A 14,798-nucleotide genomic window follows, 5' to 3' on the forward strand; every position below is an offset into this window, starting at 1 on the left:
TCATCGCCCTGGCCCACCGCCGCATCCTCACCCTGCACGCCATGATCCGAGACGGCGCCCTCTACGACCCCCAACCAACCCACCAGCTACCCGCTGCCGCTTGACCAACAACATAGGGGCACCCCCCACAGCCCGTGGCAGCGCGGCACCAACGAGAACACCAACGGGCTGCTGCGCCAGTACTTCCCCAAAGGCAAAGACCTATCGGTGCATACACCCGTCGACCTCGAGCTCGTCGCCCAGCGCCTCAACGGCCGACCACGCAAGACGCTCGGCTGGGTCACCCCAGCCGAGCGCCTGCGTGATCGACTAACCACCTGAACCGTCAGGTGTTGCGAGCACCCCTAGAAACTGCCCACGGCGCGGTGGCCCCCGGCCCACGCAAGGACCTGATCGTCGCATGAGAGAACCACCGCGGCGGGACGGGTCAGGCCGCAAGCCGCCCCTGCTCCCTCGCGAGCTTCGCGCCGGTGCCTCGGAGCGCCACCACCAGGAGGACGGCCGCGAAGAGCAGCATGACACTTACGATCGAGAGGCCTTGCCCCTGGCAAGCATCCGGTGGCTGAACTCGCGCGCAGGGCCTGCCGGGAGACACCGCGGCGGCGCGCCGCCTGCGTGACGCCGACGGTCTCGACGCCGTCGGGCAGCCGGGCCTCGTGGTGGTCCTACGCCCGGGCGGTCAGAACCTCACGTCCAGTGAGGGCGCCGACGTCACCGGCCGCGATCCGGGCGGGGTCGATCGCCTGGTCAAGGTCGGCAGTTCGATAGGTGATGACGAGCTCGCCCGCCGCCGTGTCGTCGTTGGGCCGTGCGAGAGAGAGCGGGGTCGCGCCCATCCTCCCTGACGCGAAGGAGCAGCGCCCTGCTCGCGGCGCCGATCGTCCACCGTGGCACGTGGCAGGACGGGCGCGGTCCCTCCGCCGTGCGTTCAGGAGCCCATGACCGCCAGGGCTCTATGGCTCGGTCGCCTCCGGACCAGCTCGCAGGCGGCTGAGCTCAGGATGACGCAGGGCGGGATAGTCCTCGTAGTGCTGGCAGACCGCCTCGATCAGCGCGGTGGAGTCACCGTCAAGGAGGGCGTCGATCATCCTCGTGTGGACGGCCAGGGAGTATGCGGCGATGTCGGCGTCGTAGCTGGCGGTGAGCACCCACTCGTCGGCCCGCATGGGCGCGACGACGGCCTTGGTGCGCTCCTTGAGGTAGGTGTTGTGCGAGGCCCTTGCGATCATCTCGTGGAGGTTGAAGGTCACCTTGAGATACCACCGGTAGTCGTGGGCGGCGATCGCCTCGCTGAGCTCGACGCAGGCGGCACGGAGCTTGAGACGGTCGGACTCACTGGCCTCCCGGATCGCGAGGATGCCAGCGGCGATCTCGAGCGCCTTGCGGGTGGACAGGCAGCAGACGATCTTGGCGCCGGCCCCCACAAACTCATCCTGCGCCTCGGCGTCGTGGCAGGAACCGGTGACGAAGCTGCCCTCACCCAGCCTGGTCTCGATCTCGCCGGCCAGCTGGAGGGCCCTGAGCGCCTCTCGGACCGCCGTGCGGCTCACCTTGAACTGTCGCGCGAGCTCCCGCTCCGAGGGGAGTCGAGAGCCCACGGGCCAACGACCGGACCGCAGCAGCTCAAGCAGGTCCCGCGCGAGCCGCTCGGACTTGCGGGGAGGGACCTCGGTCTTCGCCGTCATGACGCCATTGTCCCCGGCGGCACGTCGCTGCTCAATGGCCATGGGCATAGTCCACGCCGAACCGGGGCGTGACACGAGGGGTGACCAACTGTTGGACAACGCGCACCTCCCGGCGTAGCGTCGGCACGGTTGGTGGTCCAACCAGTAGGACCACTGGCGGTTGTCGGTTGGCCCAATGGTTGGGCGACCGCGAGGACCGAGAGGCAAAGGAGCTGACACGGTGAGGACGCGGACGGAGCAGGATCTCCTGGGAGAGCGGGAGATTCCCGCCGATAGCTACTACGGCATCCACACACTGAGGGCGTTGGAGAACTTCCGGCTCTCCAACGGCACGATGAATGATGAGCCTGAGTTCATCCGTGCGATGGTGCGGGTCAAGAAGGCGACCGCCCTGGCCAACAGGGAGCTTGGCTCGATCCAGACCGACGTCGCAGACGCCATCTGCGCGGCGTGCGACGCCATCGTGGAGGACGGCCGGTGCATGGACCAGTTTCCCACCGACTCCTTCCAGGGCGGCGCAGGCACCTCGGTCAACATGAACACCAACGAGGTCGTGGCGAACCTGGCTCTCGAGCTGGTCGGCCTGGAGCGGGGGCGGTACGACGTCATCAGCCCGAACGATCACGTCAACAAGTCGCAGTCGACCAACGACGCCTACCCGACCGGCTTCCGGCTGGCGGTCTACAGCCTCGCGCAGGATCTGGTCCGGGCGATCGACGGTCTCGTGTCCGCGCTGCACGCGAAGGGCGACGAGTTCGAGGACGTCCTGAAGATGGGACGCACCCAACTGCAGGACGCCGTTCCCATGAGCCTCGGCGGAGAGTTCCACGGCTACGCGGACAACATGGCCGAGGAGGTCGAGCGCGTGCGGAGTGCCGCCGGCAGGCTGCTCGAGGTCAACCTGGGAGGCACAGCGATCGGGACCGGTCTCAACACCCCGCCAGACTTTCCCGCGGTCGCCGCCAGGCACCTCGCGGAGGTCACTGGGCTCGAGATCGTCTCGGCACCGGACCTCCTGGAGTCCAGCTATGACAACGGCGCCTACATCGCGCTGCACTCAGCGATCAAGCGGACCGCCGCGAAGGTCTCGAAGATCTGCAACGACCTGCGCCTGCTCTCGAGCGGCCCCCGTGCCGGACTCAACGAGATCAACCTGCCCCGGATGCAGGCTGGGTCCTCGATCATGCCCGCCAAGGTCAACCCGGTCATCCCGGAGGTCGTCAACCAGGTCTGCTTCAAGGTCTTCGGCAACGACGTCACCGTGTGCTTCGCCGCCGAGGCCGGCCAGCTCGAGCTGAACGTCATGGAGCCGGCGCTGTCCCAGGCGATGTTCGAGTCCCTGCACCTGCTCACGCGCGCCCTGGACACCCTGCGCAGCCGGTGCGTGGAAGGGATCACCGCCAACCCCGAGGTCTGCCGGGCGCACGTGCTGGGTTCGATCGGGATCGTCACCTACCTCAACGACGTCATCGGCCACCACGCGGGCGACGTGATCGGCGAGGAGTGCGCCCGCACCGGTGAGCCCGTGCGAGACGTCGCCTTGCGGATGGGTCTGCTCGCGGAGGAGGACCTCGACACGATCCTCTCGACGGAGAACCTCCTGCGCCCGCGGTACGCGGGGCGCATCTACGGCCCGGACGATAGGGGACTGCCGGCCGGAGTTGAGCCTCCGGCGCGCCGGCGGGCTCCTCGGCCGGCGACGGCCTGAGGCGCCGATCGTGATCTGGCTCCAGTTCGTCGTCCTCCTGGCTTTCATCTTCCTGGGCGCCCGCCTCGGAGGCATTGGCATCGCCTACGCCGGGGCGGCCGGCGTCATCGTCCTGGGGTTCCTCGGCTGCACCGTGGACCCGGAGAAGGACATCCCTTGGGACGTCCTGGGCATCATCATGGCGGTTATCTCCTGCATCGCCGTCCTCCAGGCCTGCGGTGGGCTGGACCTGCTGGTCAAGGTCAGTGAGCAGCTGATGCGGCGCAACCCGCGGCGTCTGACCTTCGTCGCCCCGGTCGTCACCTTCTTCATGACCGTCTTCTGCGGCACCGGCCACGTCGCCTTCGCGACCCTGCCCGTCATCGCCGAGGTCGCCAAGGAGCAAGGCATCCGGCCGTCTCGGCCCTTGTCAATCTCCGTCGTCGCCTCCCAGGTCGGCATCGCCGCGTCCCCGATCTCCGCCGCCATGGTGGCGATGGCCAGCGTCGTGGAGCCTGAGGGCATCGGGTACCTCCCCCTGGTGGGGGTGTCGATCGTCGTGTGTCTCGCGGGTTGCATGGCGGGCGCCTTGGTGGCCTCGAGGCTCGGCGTCGAGCTGGAGGACGACCCCGTCTACCAAGAGCGCAAGGCTGCGGGCACTATCGCCATGCGCGGCACCGGCGAGTACGACATCGACCCCTACGCCAGACGAGCCGTGGCGATCTTCGCCGTGACCCTGGCGGCGGTCATGGGTTACGCCGCCCTCACCTCGGCCGTGGACCTCCCGATCGGTCGCAACGCGGCGATCATGACCTTCATGATGACCGCTGCTCTGATCATCAAGGTCACGTGCAAGGTCGACCTGGCTGGAGTCTCGAACCAGGCGACCTTCAAGGGCGGGATGAGCGCCGCGCTGTGCATCCTGGGCGTCGCCTGGCTGGGAAACACCTTCGTGAACGCCAACATCGACACCATCACGGGCGCTGGAGCCTCGATCATCCAAGGCAACCCGTGGCTCCTGGCCGTCGTCCTGTTCTTCGCCTCGGCCCTGCTCTACTCCCAGGGCGCCACGACCACGACCTTCATGCCCGTGGCCGCAGCGATGGGCGTCAGCGGCGCAGTCATGGTCGCGTCCTTCCCCGCCGTCACCGGCCTGTACCTCCTGCCGACCTACCCGACGACGGTGGCCGCCATCGAGATGGACGACACCGGCTCGACCCGGATCGGGAAGTACGTCTTCAACCACCCGTTCCTCCTTCCGGGCGTCACCTCGGTCGTCGTCGCGGTCCTACTGGGCTTCGCGGTCACCGCAGTCGCCCTGTGAGAGCCGCAGGCTCATGACCTCCATGTTCGCACCCCACACCTTCGACAACGCCGTCATCGGCGTCGTCGGGGGCATGGGGCCGGCGGCGACGGGCCAGTTCCTCGTCAACCTCGCCGAGGAGCTGGGCGCGGAGCACGGCCAGGACCCACCCACGCGTCCTCGTCCTGTCCGACACGAAGGTGCCGGACAGGACGACGGCGATCGAGCGCGGCGACCCCGGCCCGGCGGACGTCCTGCGCGTGGGCCTGCACCGCGCGATCGACCTAGGTGTTGTGGGCCATGAGGTTGTAGGCGCTGGGGCCTGATGGGACGGTGGGGGTCCGTCTGGGTCAGGATGGGAGGTACTGAAGCATCCGATCTGACTCAGAGGTCCCCACCGCCTATGACCCACCGTAACGCCCCACTCACGCCCGAAGGACGCCTGCGCCTGATCGAGCGCGTCCAGGCCGCCGGCCCCATCGCCCACGTCGCCGCCGAGGCCGGCATCGCGCGCGCCACCGTGTCCAAGTGGGTGGCCCGCTACCGGATCCATGGCGAGGCCGGCCTGCAGGACCGCTCCAGCGCCCGCTGGCACCGCCCCACCCAGACCCCGCCGGAGGTCGTCGACCTCATCGAGAACCTGGCGCCGCACCCACAAGTTGTCCGCCCGCCGCATCACCCACGAGCTCCATGCCCGGGGTACCCAGATCAGCGTGCGAACCGTCACCCGCTGGCTGGACCGCGCCGGACTGAACCGGCGCCGCCACATCGACCCCACCGCAGCCTCCAACCGCGTCACTGGGAGGATCCACGCGCGCTACCCGGGCCACATGGTCCACCTCGACGTCAAGAAAGTCGGGAGGATCCCACCGGGTGGAGGCTGGCGAGCCCACGGGCGAGGAAGCGACAAGACCAAGGCATCCAAGCGCGGTGCGGGCAGGAGCGTGGGCTACACCTACCTGCACACCGCCATCGACGGCTTCTCCCGCCTGGCCTACACGGAGGCGCTGGACGGACGAGACGGCCGCGACCACCATCGGCTTCTTCTGCCGCGCCCGGGCCTTCTTCGCCTCCCACGGCATCACCAGGCTCGTGCGCGTGATCACCGACAACGGCGTGAACTATCGAGCCAAGAGCTTCACCAAAGCCATCCTGAGCCTGGCGGTCCGTCACCAACGGATCCGGCCCTACACACCGCGCCACAACGGCAAGGTCGAGCGCTACAACCGGATCCTGTCCCAGGAGTGCCTCGACGCGAGCCAGCTCATCTCACAGGACCAGCCCCGGGCAGCAATCGCCGTGTGGAACCACCACTACAACTACCATCGCCCCCGCACCGCCTGCCACGACCAGCCACCCGCCACGAGAGTCCCCGCCCGCGTCACCAACGTCATGGCCTCATACAGCTAGGTAGACCTGTCGCCATCGAGGCCGTGTATACCCCTTCGCACGTCGATCATGGAATTATGCCCCGGGACCTTCATGAATTCTTCGTGAACGAATATGGCGTGCGGTCGGTCGTCATCGTGCCAATGATTGACTTGACTGGGGCGTTGTCGGCCGATGCGCTCACAGCGTGGGCGTCGTCGTTGCGTGAGGCCGGCCGCGACTATGGCGTCTACCTGACGGCGGATTTAGCTGGTGAGGACGCAAGTGGCTCAGTTGTGGTTGATGACTGGATTGCTCAATTGCTGCAACCTGGCTCCGACTCCTACTGTCACATGGGTCGAGGGTCGGTTACTGTTGACGCTTCAGGGAAGATATCGCCATGCTACACGCTTCTCGGTCACTCGCAATGGGAGTGCGTGCAACCGACCGGCGGTGGCGATCTGACGCTGCCCGATTCGTTACGAATGAGGATTGAGCGCGTGACGAAGAGCCGGTACAACTCCTGCCGGGAGTGCGATATTCGTGACGCTTGCTGGGCTTGTCCGGGATCTCTTGTAGATTCAACTGGTGTGATCATGCAGGTGGAAGCACCATCGTGCGAGTACATGATTGGCCTCATTGAGGGGCTCATGGAGGTAATGCGAAAGGAGTGTCATGGCGACGCGTGCGCTGTGGCGTGACCGCGACTACCTGGCGTGGCTCGTCGGTGACACCGCTGGGGCGCTCACGGGCGCCATGCGGCTTTTCGCGATCCCGCTCATCGCCTACGCCACGACGGGCTCTGCCGCGCTCGCGGGCGGCGCCACGGGCCTGACCGCGATCGTCGCCGCTATGCTCAGCATCCTCGGTGGCGTCCTCGCCGACACGCATGACCGGCGGGCGCTCATGCGGTGGTACGCCGTCACCGGCGCGCTCGTCCACGGCAGCTTCGGCGTCCTCGCCTCCTCGGGGCCGTGAGCTCGTGGTGGGTCATGGTCTACGCGGTCGCCACTGGCGTGCGCGCCGGACTGTTCGGTGACGTGACGAACATCGTCCTGAAGTCCGTCGTCCCCGACGCGAACCTCACCGAGGCCTTCGGCGCGAACCAAGCACGCGACCAGGTGGTGCTCCTGGCTTCCGGCCCCCTCGCCGGCGTGCTGTTCGCCGTGAGCCCGGCCCTTCCGTTCCTCGTTGAGCTCGGCGCCAGCCTCGTCCTGCTCCTCGCGCTCGCGGGCATCCAGGCGGACCTGGGGCCGCATGAGGCCCCCTCACGCGAGGAGCTCCACCCGCTCACCGCCCTGCGCGAGGGCGTCACCTGGGTTCTCCGTCATCGGGTCGTCCGTCGACTCCTGGCCGTCTCCGTGCCCCTGAGCGCGGGCATGGCAGGCGTGGCGAGCGCCGTCATCATCCACCTCCAGGCCCGCGGGACCCCCGCGCCCGTCATCGGGCTCGTCGGCACCGCCGAGGGTGCTGGCGCTCTGTGCGGCGCCCTCGTCGCCACCGCCGTCGCGCGGCGCGTCCCGAGCGGCTGGGCGATGATCCTCGGTGCCTCCCTCACCTGCGTCGCCTACCTGCCGATGCTCGTCCTCACCCAGGACGCCGTCGTCGTCGCCGCGATGGGAGCGGCCGCCTGCACAGCAGTCACGAACGCCGTCTTCGGCTCCTACTTCATGCACGTCGTCCCGGACGCTCTCCTGGGCCGGGCGCTCTCGGTGAGCTCGCTCGCCGGAGCCGGTGCAGGCGGGCTCGGGTCCGCGATGGCCGGAGCACTGCTCGGGGCTGTCGGCTTCCGCCTCACGCTCATCGTCCTCGTGCTCCTGTCGGCCCTCGCCGTCCCGCTCCTCCTCACCGCCCCTGCACTGCGCGCCGTACCACGGCCGGACCTGTGGGAGCCGGCAGAGGAGTGACCTCTGACGGCGCCCGGGGCCGCGTGGCAGGATGTCCCCGTCCGACTCCCACGAGCGGACCCGGTGCGCGACGCGGTGCGCCGGAGCGCCGCACGACGGCGCACGGACGGACCAGGGGAGAGCGCGTGAGCGAGGGTACGAGACCGCTTCGCATCGGCATCATGGGCGGCACCTTCGACCCCATCCACCACGGCCACCTCGTGGCGGCCAGTGAGGTCCAGAACGTCTTCCACCTGGACGAGGTCATCTTCGTCCCGACGTGGGCGCAGCCCTTCAAGAAGGACCGCCGCGTCTCCCCGGCGGAGCACCGCTACCTCATGACGGTCATCGCGACCGCCTCGAACAACCGCTTCACGACCTCGCGCGTGGACATCGACCGCGGCGGCACCACCTACACAATCGACACCCTCCACGACATCGCCGCCGAGTACCCCGGCGCGGAGCTCTTCTTCATCACCGGCGCGGACGCGCTGGCCCAGATCCTCACGTGGAAGGACAACGAGGAGATCTTCGACCTCGCCCACCTCGTCGGCGTGACGCGCCCCGGTCACGTGCTGTCCGACTCGGGGCTGCCCTCCGACGGCGTCTCCCTCGTCGAGGTCCCTGCGATGGCGATCTCCTCGACCGACTGCCGTGAGCGCGTCGCCCGCGGCGCGCCGGTGTGGTACCTCGTGCCCGACGGCGTCGTCCAGTACATCCGCAAGTACGGCCTCTACCGCATGAGCACGCCCGACGCCCAGACGACGTCGATGACGGCACGAGTCGCCGACCGCGCCGCCTCCGAGCCCGACCCCGGTGCCGACGACGGTGCCGCCCCCGAGGAAGGAAGCCCATCGTGACGCCCCAGGACGCCAGGACCGACGGCCCCGTGAGCCGCCGCGCCCGGCGCGACGCCGAGCGCGAGGTGGAGCGCGAGCTCCTGCGCACAGGCCAGGTGCCGATCCTCACCCGCAAGGAGATCCGCCGTCAGCGCGCCGAGGCCGAGGCCATGCGCAACGCCATCGCCGCCGGCGAGATCACCGAGGAGGAGGCCCGCGCCCTCCAGAACCCGTACCTCAACGGGGGCGCCCTCCTCGCCCCGGCGCCCGCCGAGGGCGAGGAAGGGGCCGTCCCGGCCCCCGCCGCAACCGAGGGTGGTGCTGCCGAGGACGGCCCCTCCACCGGAGACGCCTCCACCGCCGACTCCGTGGAGACCGCCGAGTCGACGGAGGCCCCGAGCGCCCCCGTCCGCCGTGCCGTCCTGCGCGTCCCCGCCGCCCAGGGGCTGCGCCGTCTCGACGCCGCCACCGGTGAGATCTCCCCGATCGAGCCCGTCGACGAGGGCTTCGCCGGCATCGAGACGCCCGAGTGGCAGGCCATCGCCCCCGACGCACCGGCCCCCGGCGAGGAGCCTCCCGTCGCGTCGACGCCGGACTCCGCCCCCGAGCCCGCCGCCGGCACCACCGGCGCCGGCCTGCCCGACGAGCCGGGCACCCGGCTGACGGAGGTCGCGGCCGCGGCCTCGCAGGAGGACGAGGGCCGGGGCCGCCGCGCCGTCATCGCGCTGCTCGTCCTCGTCGCGGTCCTCGCCGTCGGCGTCGTGTGCTGGTTCGTCATCCACCAGGCGGGCTCCTCGTCCGCCGCCGGCGTCCAGCACGCCGCCTCCGCGCTCCCCGGGCTCGCCGGCGCCTGACGCACCATCCTGATCCGACCACCGACCACCGAACCCTCCGAGGAGCCCCGTGCCCGCCACCCCCCGCGCCATCGACCTCACCCACGCCGCCGCCCGAGCCGCCGCCGAGCGCAAGGCTGAGGAGATCATCGCCATCGACGTCGCCGACAGGCTCGCCCTGTCCGACGTCTTCCTCGTCGTCTCGGGCCGCTCCGACCGCCAGGTCCGCGCCATCGTCGACTCCATCGACGAGGCGATGATCAAGGCCGGTGCCAAGCGCCGCACGCGCGAGGGCTACGACGAGGGCCACTGGGTGCTCGTCGACTACGGCGACGTCGTCGTCCACGTCCAGCAGGCCGACGACCGCGAGTTCTACGCACTGGAGCGCCTGTGGGCCGACTGCCCCGCCGTCGAGCTGCCGGACGACCTCGAGCGCGTCGCCGCCGAGGCCCCCGAGCAGGCCTGAGACCGCGCCCATGACGACCCTCGTCCTGTGGCGCCACGGGCAGACCGACTACAACCTCGCCGGCCGGGTCCAGGGGCGCGTCGACATCGCCCTCAACGACACCGGGCGCGCGCAGGCCGCCGCCGCCGCGCCCGGGCTCGCCGCCCTCGGACCGAGCCGCGTCGTCTCCTCCCCGCTCGAGCGCGCCCACGGCACCGCCCGCGAGCTCGGCGCCCTCACGGGGCTGCCCGTCACCATCGATGACGGGCTCCTCGAGCGGTCCTTCGGCGTGTGGGAGGGGCTCGACCGAGCCGCCATGGAGAAGGGCTGGCCCGAGGAGTTCGCGCTGTGGCGGGCCGGGGGAGACCCGGCCGGCGTCGGCGTCGAGACGCGCGCCCACGCCGCCGAGCGCGTCGGCGGGGCCCTGGCCCGCATCGCCGACGACGCCCCGGAGGACGCCACCGTCGTCGTCGCCGCCCACGGTGCCGCCATCACCCTGGGAACCACTCACCTGCTCGGCCTCGACCCTGTGGGGTGGTTCGGCCTGCGCGGGCTCGACAACTGCCACCACGCGACCCTGCGGCGCACCGACCGGGCGCCCGGCTGGGTCCTCGTCGAGTGGAACGCCGGTGGGGGAGACACCGAGCCCGGCACCCCGGCGGGCTTCGTGTCCTGAGCGCCCGGGCGAGGGGCGGTCCCAGCGGTGACGGCCGCCGGGACGGTGAGGTACGGCACGTGCGGCCGATTTGCCCCCGGGTGCCGGAACTCCTTATGGTTATCCGCGTCGCCCGCGGGCGGCACCCGTTACTCGGGGCTATGGCGCAGTTGGTAGCGCGCTTCCATGGCATGGAAGAGGTCGGGGGTTCGAATCCCCCTAGCTCCACGATCCGATCCGGTCCGCCGGTGAGGACGCCCGTTACTCGGGGCTATGGCGCAGTTGGTAGCGCGCTTCCATGGCATGGAAGAGGTCGGGGGTTCGAATCCCCCTAGCTCCACGTAAGATGAGAAAATCGAAGCTTGCCCCGCCTGATGGCGGGGCAGTTTTGTTTCTGCGGTGACGTGCGCCGGGGCGTCGATGCTGGTGTGGGCGAGGACGCTGGCGGTGGTCTGCTCGGGTGTGTAGATGGTGTTCTCTTCGTCGTCGATGGTGATGCGGGTGAACAGGGCGCCGTTGAGGATGCGTCGTTCGGCTGGTTCGCACTTGTTGTAGAGGTCGTCGAGGTTGACGAGGAGTTCGGTGAGCTGGTCCAAGCCTGTTCGGGCCTCGGCGTAGGTGTCGGTGAGGTTGTCGAGCCGGGTAGTGATCTGGTCGAGGCTGGCGCGGATGCGGTCTTGTTCGCTCTTGAGGAGGTCGAGGGGGATCGCGTCGGCGTAGTGGGCCAGGACGAGCTGGGGCCTGACCCTTGTTCGTGGACACGCTGATTCCAGCATTGGCTGGGGGAGCGAGATCATGAACCATGGCCAGAAAGAATTACTCCGAGGAGTTCCGCCGGCAGGCGGTCGACCTGTATGAGTCGACTCCGGGAGCGACGCTCCGCGGTATCGCGGAGGACCTCGGGATCGTTCGGGGAACGCTGCGGCAGTGGCTGGAGACTCACGGGACCGGGAAGAAAACGGCGGCTGACGGCACGCTGACAGACAGCCCGTTGCGGTCCGCGCCGACGGCTTCCACATCGGATCGTGATGAGCCGCTCGAGCAGCGCGTGGCACGGCTGGAGGCGGAGAACGCCCAGCTGAGAGCCGAGACGACGAAGCTCACCACAGAGCGGGAGATCCTCCAGAAGGCCGCGAAGTATTTTGCCGGGGAGACGCGCTGGTGAGTCGCTTCCAGTTCGTCGCCGAGAACTCCACCACCTACCCGGTGAAGCGACTGTGCGAGCTCGTTGAGATCGAGCGCTCCTCCTACTACGCCTGGCAGACAGGCACCCCAGCTCGGTTTGCGCGGGCCGCTTGCGATGGCGAGCTGCTCGAGGGGATCCGCATCATCCACGCGGAGGGCGATGCCCAAGGCGTCCCGCGGATCACGGCCGAGCTCAACGACGGGGCCGTGCCCGAGGACCGTGTCAACCACAAGCGGGTCGCCCGCGTGATGCGGGAGGCCGGACTCAGCGGGTAGGTCAAGAAGCGCAAGCACCGCACGACGGTGCCCGAACCGGCCGACCAGGTCGTTCCTGACCTGCTGAAACGGGATTTCACCGCCGAGGCGCCGAACCAGCGCTACGTCGGCGACATCACCTACCTGCCGCTGTCCGAGGCCAGTGGCGGCGGGAACCTATATCTGGCGACCGTGATCGACTGCTACAGCCGCCGTCTGGTGGGATGGGCCATCGCCGATCACATGCGCACCGACCTCGTCGCCGACGCGCTCAAGGCCGCCGCCGCGACCCGTGGATCTCTGGCAGGAGCGATCTTCCACAGCGACCACGGGTCGGTCTACACCTCCAAGGCCTACGCCGAGCTCTGCCAGCAACTCGGCGTCATCCAGTCGATGAGAGCCGTCGGCACCAGCGCCGACAACGCGATGGCAGAGTCATTCAACGCGACGCTGAAGCGCGAGGTTCTCCGGGACGCCGCGTGCTTCACCGACGAGCTGTCCTGCCGCCGCAAGATGTTCCGATGGCTGACCCGCTACAACACCAAGCACCGCCAATCCTGGTGCCGCTACCTCTCCCCGAACGCCTACGAGCGCGCCTACACCGCTACGCTGGCGCTCGCAGCGTAAACAACCCCCGTGTCCACGAACCGGGGGTAGGCCCCCCGTCCCGCACAGCACGCCGGTTGCCGGCAGGAACATCTCGCACGGAATCCTCCAGCCGCACACCGGGTCGATCGTCGGTGACATCTACCTACCGTCGGTCACCGACGAGGTCACATGGGGCTACGTGCCGACCGTCCACGCCGCCCCCACCGCCCGCGTCCGGTCGGGGCGGACCATCCTCATCGACGCACTCAGCCACGAGGGCCTGTTGGAGGACCAGGGCCGCGACCCGATCAGCTGGTTCGGTGAGCACGGCGTCCGCCGCCACCACGTCCTGGCCGACGCCATAGACGTCGCCGCCCGCTACGACCGCCACCGGCGCGACTTCGACGCCGACGGCCCGCACGTGGTCACCGGCCCGGTGTTCGTCGAGGGCGCCGAGCCGGGTGACGTGCTCAAGATCGAGACCCTCGACCTGCGCACCCGCGTCCCCTACGGCGTGGTCAGCTCCCGACACGGCAAGGGCACCCTGGCCATCACCCCCAACGGCACTCCCCCGGCCGGCATCAGCCTGGCCGAGGTGATGCCGCCACATGCCACCGACGGCCGAGCCACCCACGACCCCACCGGTTACGGCAACGTCTCGGTCTTCGCCGACATCGTCGATGGCCGCGCCCGGATGCGCGCTGGTCGGCGCCATGTCCATTTCCCACTGCAGCTGTTCTTCGGGATGATGGGCGTCGCCCGCTCGGAGGCGACCACGCTGAACGACCCGTCCGCGCACTCCGTCCCTACCCACCCCTCGGTGGCGGCAACATCGACATCCGCCACCTCGGGCTGGACAGCACCTTCTACCTGCCCGTGGCGGCCGAGGGCGCCCTGTTCTACGTCGGCGACCCGCACCACGCGATGGGCCCGGGCGAGGGCACTCACTGCGATGGAGGGTTCCCTGCGCGGCACCTTCCGCCTGTCGGTCTGCAAGAAGGGGTCTGGGGATGCCCCGTCGGTCGCCTTCCACCACCCCTTCGGCGAGACCCGCGACGCGTGGATCCCGATCGGCCTCAGTGACCCTGACGGCCTGGTCGGCGGCGACGACACCGACCTGAACGTGGGGCGATGCGCAGGGCGGTCATCAATGCGCTCGACCACCTGCAGGTCGACGTGGGCATCCCCCGCGCTGTCGCCTACGCCTACCTCTCGGCGGCCAGCGACTTCTACGTCAGCCAGTTCGTCGACAAGACCACCGGCGTGCACGGCCTGATCCGCAAGTCCGACTTCTGCTGAGACCGGGGCCCGACCGCCGTGACAGGGCTCATGGCGGCCGGTGGCACCGTCGCGCTCCGACGGGGTGCCGGCCTGCATGCCAGGGCTGGCACTCCAGCGTGCCTCCCGGGTTGGACGGTCAAGGCCGCGAAGCCGGTTCCGCAGGGCCCGGGAGGTGCCACCCGTCGCGTTCGACCTCCTTCTCCACACCTGCGCGTCGTCCACGCCCAGCACGGTGTGCTGGGCGTGACGGCCATGGTCGAGACCTCCCCGTCCTGACAGGAGGTGCGCTGCGCGTGCACCTCCACGTCGCGATGCCGACCGGTTGCGCCCGGCCCCTGGGCGTGGGGCCCGGGGTCGGTCTTCTGCTACGACCGGGGCAGGCCGGCCGACCACAGCGCCGCGGCGATCAGGGCGGGCTGGCCGAACAACCGCGCGAGTCGCTTGCCATCGGTGTCGAGGCCAAAACCGTCTCGCCGCGCCGCATACTGGTCGATGTTGCCGGGGAAGACCGCGGCATAGAACCCAGCCAGGGCACCACCGGTCAGCATGCGATGACGCGGCAGCGCCAGCATCGCGCTGCCGGCCAAGACTTCGGCGACGCCGGAGCCGATGACCACGGGATCCTTGTCACCGGGGAACCAGTCGGGCACCTGTGCCTGGAACTCCTGGCGCTTGAAGCTCAGGTGGGAGACGCCGGCGTAGACCATGAACGCTCCGAGCGCGATTCGTGCGAGTTCTTGGGAGCGGTGTGTGATGGGCATGGAAATGATCCTCCTGGATGGTGGTTG

At 69.4% G+C, this 14,798-nt stretch carries 14 protein-coding genes, 2 tRNA genes and 3 pseudogenes; 16 read left to right on the forward strand and 3 right to left on the reverse strand.

The window, feature by feature from the left end; translation table 11 throughout:
* Positions 1 to 123 precede the first annotated feature (123 nt).
* Positions 124 to 321 (forward strand): annotated as a pseudogene (locus IXW69_RS03835) (transposase); the annotation flags it as partial.
* Positions 322 to 665: 344 nt separating this feature from the next.
* Here IXW69_RS03835 and IXW69_RS03840 read toward each other — a convergent pair.
* Positions 666 to 836, reverse strand: a complete 171-nt coding sequence (locus IXW69_RS03840) for a hypothetical protein (protein WP_194785062.1) — start codon at positions 834 to 836, stop codon at positions 666 to 668.
* Positions 837 to 953: 117 nt separating this feature from the next.
* Complete coding sequence (locus IXW69_RS03845; protein ID WP_194785063.1) at positions 954 to 1,685, reverse strand: FadR/GntR family transcriptional regulator; 732 nt, start codon at positions 1,683 to 1,685, stop codon at positions 954 to 956.
* 175 nt (positions 1,686 to 1,860) lie between these two features.
* Between IXW69_RS03845 and aspA the strand changes: the two genes are divergently transcribed.
* The 15 genes and pseudogenes from aspA to IXW69_RS12170 all read left to right on the forward strand — a co-directional run bounded on the left by aspA (position 1,861) and on the right by IXW69_RS12170 (position 13,812).
* Positions 1,861 to 3,393: an aspartate ammonia-lyase gene (aspA, locus tag IXW69_RS03850; RefSeq protein ID WP_194785064.1), complete on the forward strand. Its 1,533-nt coding sequence runs from the start codon at positions 1,861 to 1,863 to the stop codon at positions 3,391 to 3,393.
* Between the two features lie 10 nt (positions 3,394 to 3,403).
* Positions 3,404 to 4,696, forward strand: a complete 1,293-nt coding sequence (locus tag IXW69_RS03855; protein ID WP_194785065.1) for an anaerobic C4-dicarboxylate transporter — start codon at positions 3,404 to 3,406, stop codon at positions 4,694 to 4,696.
* A gap of 382 nt (positions 4,697 to 5,078) precedes the next feature.
* Positions 5,079 to 6,085, forward strand: a pseudogene (locus IXW69_RS03860) (IS481 family transposase).
* A gap of 56 nt (positions 6,086 to 6,141) precedes the next feature.
* A complete protein-coding gene (locus IXW69_RS03865) occupies positions 6,142 to 6,744 on the forward strand; it encodes a hypothetical protein (protein ID WP_194785066.1) in 603 nt (200 codons plus the stop codon).
* Entirely contained in the window at positions 6,719 to 7,021 is a 303-nt protein-coding gene (locus IXW69_RS03870; protein WP_194785067.1) for an MFS transporter, read from the forward strand. The genes IXW69_RS03865 and IXW69_RS03870 overlap by 26 nt, the downstream gene beginning before the upstream one ends.
* Complete coding sequence (locus IXW69_RS03875; protein WP_194785068.1) at positions 7,018 to 7,950, forward strand: MFS transporter; 933 nt, start codon at positions 7,018 to 7,020, stop codon at positions 7,948 to 7,950. Before IXW69_RS03870 ends, IXW69_RS03875 begins: the two co-directional genes overlap by 4 nt.
* A gap of 125 nt (positions 7,951 to 8,075) precedes the next feature.
* Positions 8,076 to 8,789, forward strand: coding sequence for a nicotinate-nucleotide adenylyltransferase (gene nadD, locus IXW69_RS03880; protein WP_323745161.1), 714 nt, complete (start codon positions 8,076 to 8,078; stop codon positions 8,787 to 8,789).
* A complete protein-coding gene (locus IXW69_RS03885) occupies positions 8,786 to 9,622 on the forward strand; it encodes a hypothetical protein (protein ID WP_194785069.1) in 837 nt (278 codons plus the stop codon). The genes nadD and IXW69_RS03885 overlap by 4 nt, the downstream gene beginning before the upstream one ends.
* A gap of 49 nt (positions 9,623 to 9,671) precedes the next feature.
* Positions 9,672 to 10,067 carry a ribosome silencing factor gene (gene rsfS / locus IXW69_RS03890; protein ID WP_194785070.1) on the forward strand — a complete coding sequence of 132 codons (396 nt, stop codon included), beginning with the start codon at positions 9,672 to 9,674 and terminating at the stop codon, positions 10,065 to 10,067.
* Positions 10,068 to 10,077: 10 nt separating this feature from the next.
* A complete protein-coding gene (locus tag IXW69_RS03895; protein ID WP_194785071.1) occupies positions 10,078 to 10,722 on the forward strand; it encodes a histidine phosphatase family protein in 645 nt (214 codons plus the stop codon).
* Positions 10,723 to 10,856: 134 nt separating this feature from the next.
* Positions 10,857 to 10,929, forward strand: a tRNA-Ala gene (locus IXW69_RS03900).
* Between the two features lie 39 nt (positions 10,930 to 10,968).
* A tRNA-Ala gene (locus IXW69_RS03905) sits at positions 10,969 to 11,041 on the forward strand.
* Between the two features lie 34 nt (positions 11,042 to 11,075).
* Positions 11,076 to 11,468, forward strand: a complete 393-nt coding sequence (locus tag IXW69_RS03910) for a hypothetical protein (RefSeq protein ID WP_228524721.1) — start codon at positions 11,076 to 11,078, stop codon at positions 11,466 to 11,468.
* A gap of 35 nt (positions 11,469 to 11,503) precedes the next feature.
* Positions 11,504 to 12,768: pseudogene (locus IXW69_RS03915) on the forward strand (IS3 family transposase).
* An 813-nt stretch (positions 12,769 to 13,581) separates the two neighbouring features.
* Positions 13,582 to 13,812 carry an acetamidase/formamidase family protein gene (locus IXW69_RS12170; RefSeq protein WP_225911277.1) on the forward strand — a complete coding sequence of 77 codons (231 nt, stop codon included), beginning with the start codon at positions 13,582 to 13,584 and terminating at the stop codon, positions 13,810 to 13,812.
* Between the two features lie 563 nt (positions 13,813 to 14,375).
* On the opposite strand, the gene IXW69_RS03925 is transcribed toward IXW69_RS12170, so the two are convergent.
* Positions 14,376 to 14,771: a DoxX family protein gene (locus IXW69_RS03925; protein WP_194785072.1), complete on the reverse strand. Its 396-nt coding sequence runs from the start codon at positions 14,769 to 14,771 to the stop codon at positions 14,376 to 14,378.
* Positions 14,772 to 14,798: the final 27 nt, after the last annotated feature.

The organism is Actinomyces haliotis, from assembly GCF_015355765.1.
Classification (GTDB): Bacteria; Actinomycetota; Actinomycetes; order Actinomycetales; family Actinomycetaceae; genus Actinomyces; species Actinomyces haliotis.

Bases quoted from the DNA above. Each gene is read 5' to 3' on its own strand.
- IXW69_RS03840 (WP_194785062.1), bottom strand. From the start codon at position 836: ATGGGCGCGACCCCGCTCTCTCTCGCACGGCCCAACGACGACACGGCG.
- IXW69_RS03845 (WP_194785063.1), bottom strand. From the start codon at position 1,685: ATGACGGCGAAGACCGAGGTCCCTCCCCGCAAGTCCGAGCGGCTCGCG.
- aspA (WP_194785064.1), top strand. From the start codon at position 1,861: ATGGTTGGGCGACCGCGAGGACCGAGAGGCAAAGGAGCTGACACGGTG.
- IXW69_RS03865 (WP_194785066.1), top strand. From the start codon at position 6,142: ATGCCCCGGGACCTTCATGAATTCTTCGTGAACGAATATGGCGTGCGG.
- IXW69_RS03870 (WP_194785067.1), top strand. From the start codon at position 6,719: ATGGCGACGCGTGCGCTGTGGCGTGACCGCGACTACCTGGCGTGGCTC.
- IXW69_RS03895 (WP_194785071.1), top strand. From the start codon at position 10,078: ATGACGACCCTCGTCCTGTGGCGCCACGGGCAGACCGACTACAACCTC.
- IXW69_RS03910 (WP_228524721.1), top strand. From the start codon at position 11,076: ATGGCGGGGCAGTTTTGTTTCTGCGGTGACGTGCGCCGGGGCGTCGAT.
- IXW69_RS03925 (WP_194785072.1), bottom strand. From the start codon at position 14,771: ATGCCCATCACACACCGCTCCCAAGAACTCGCACGAATCGCGCTCGGA.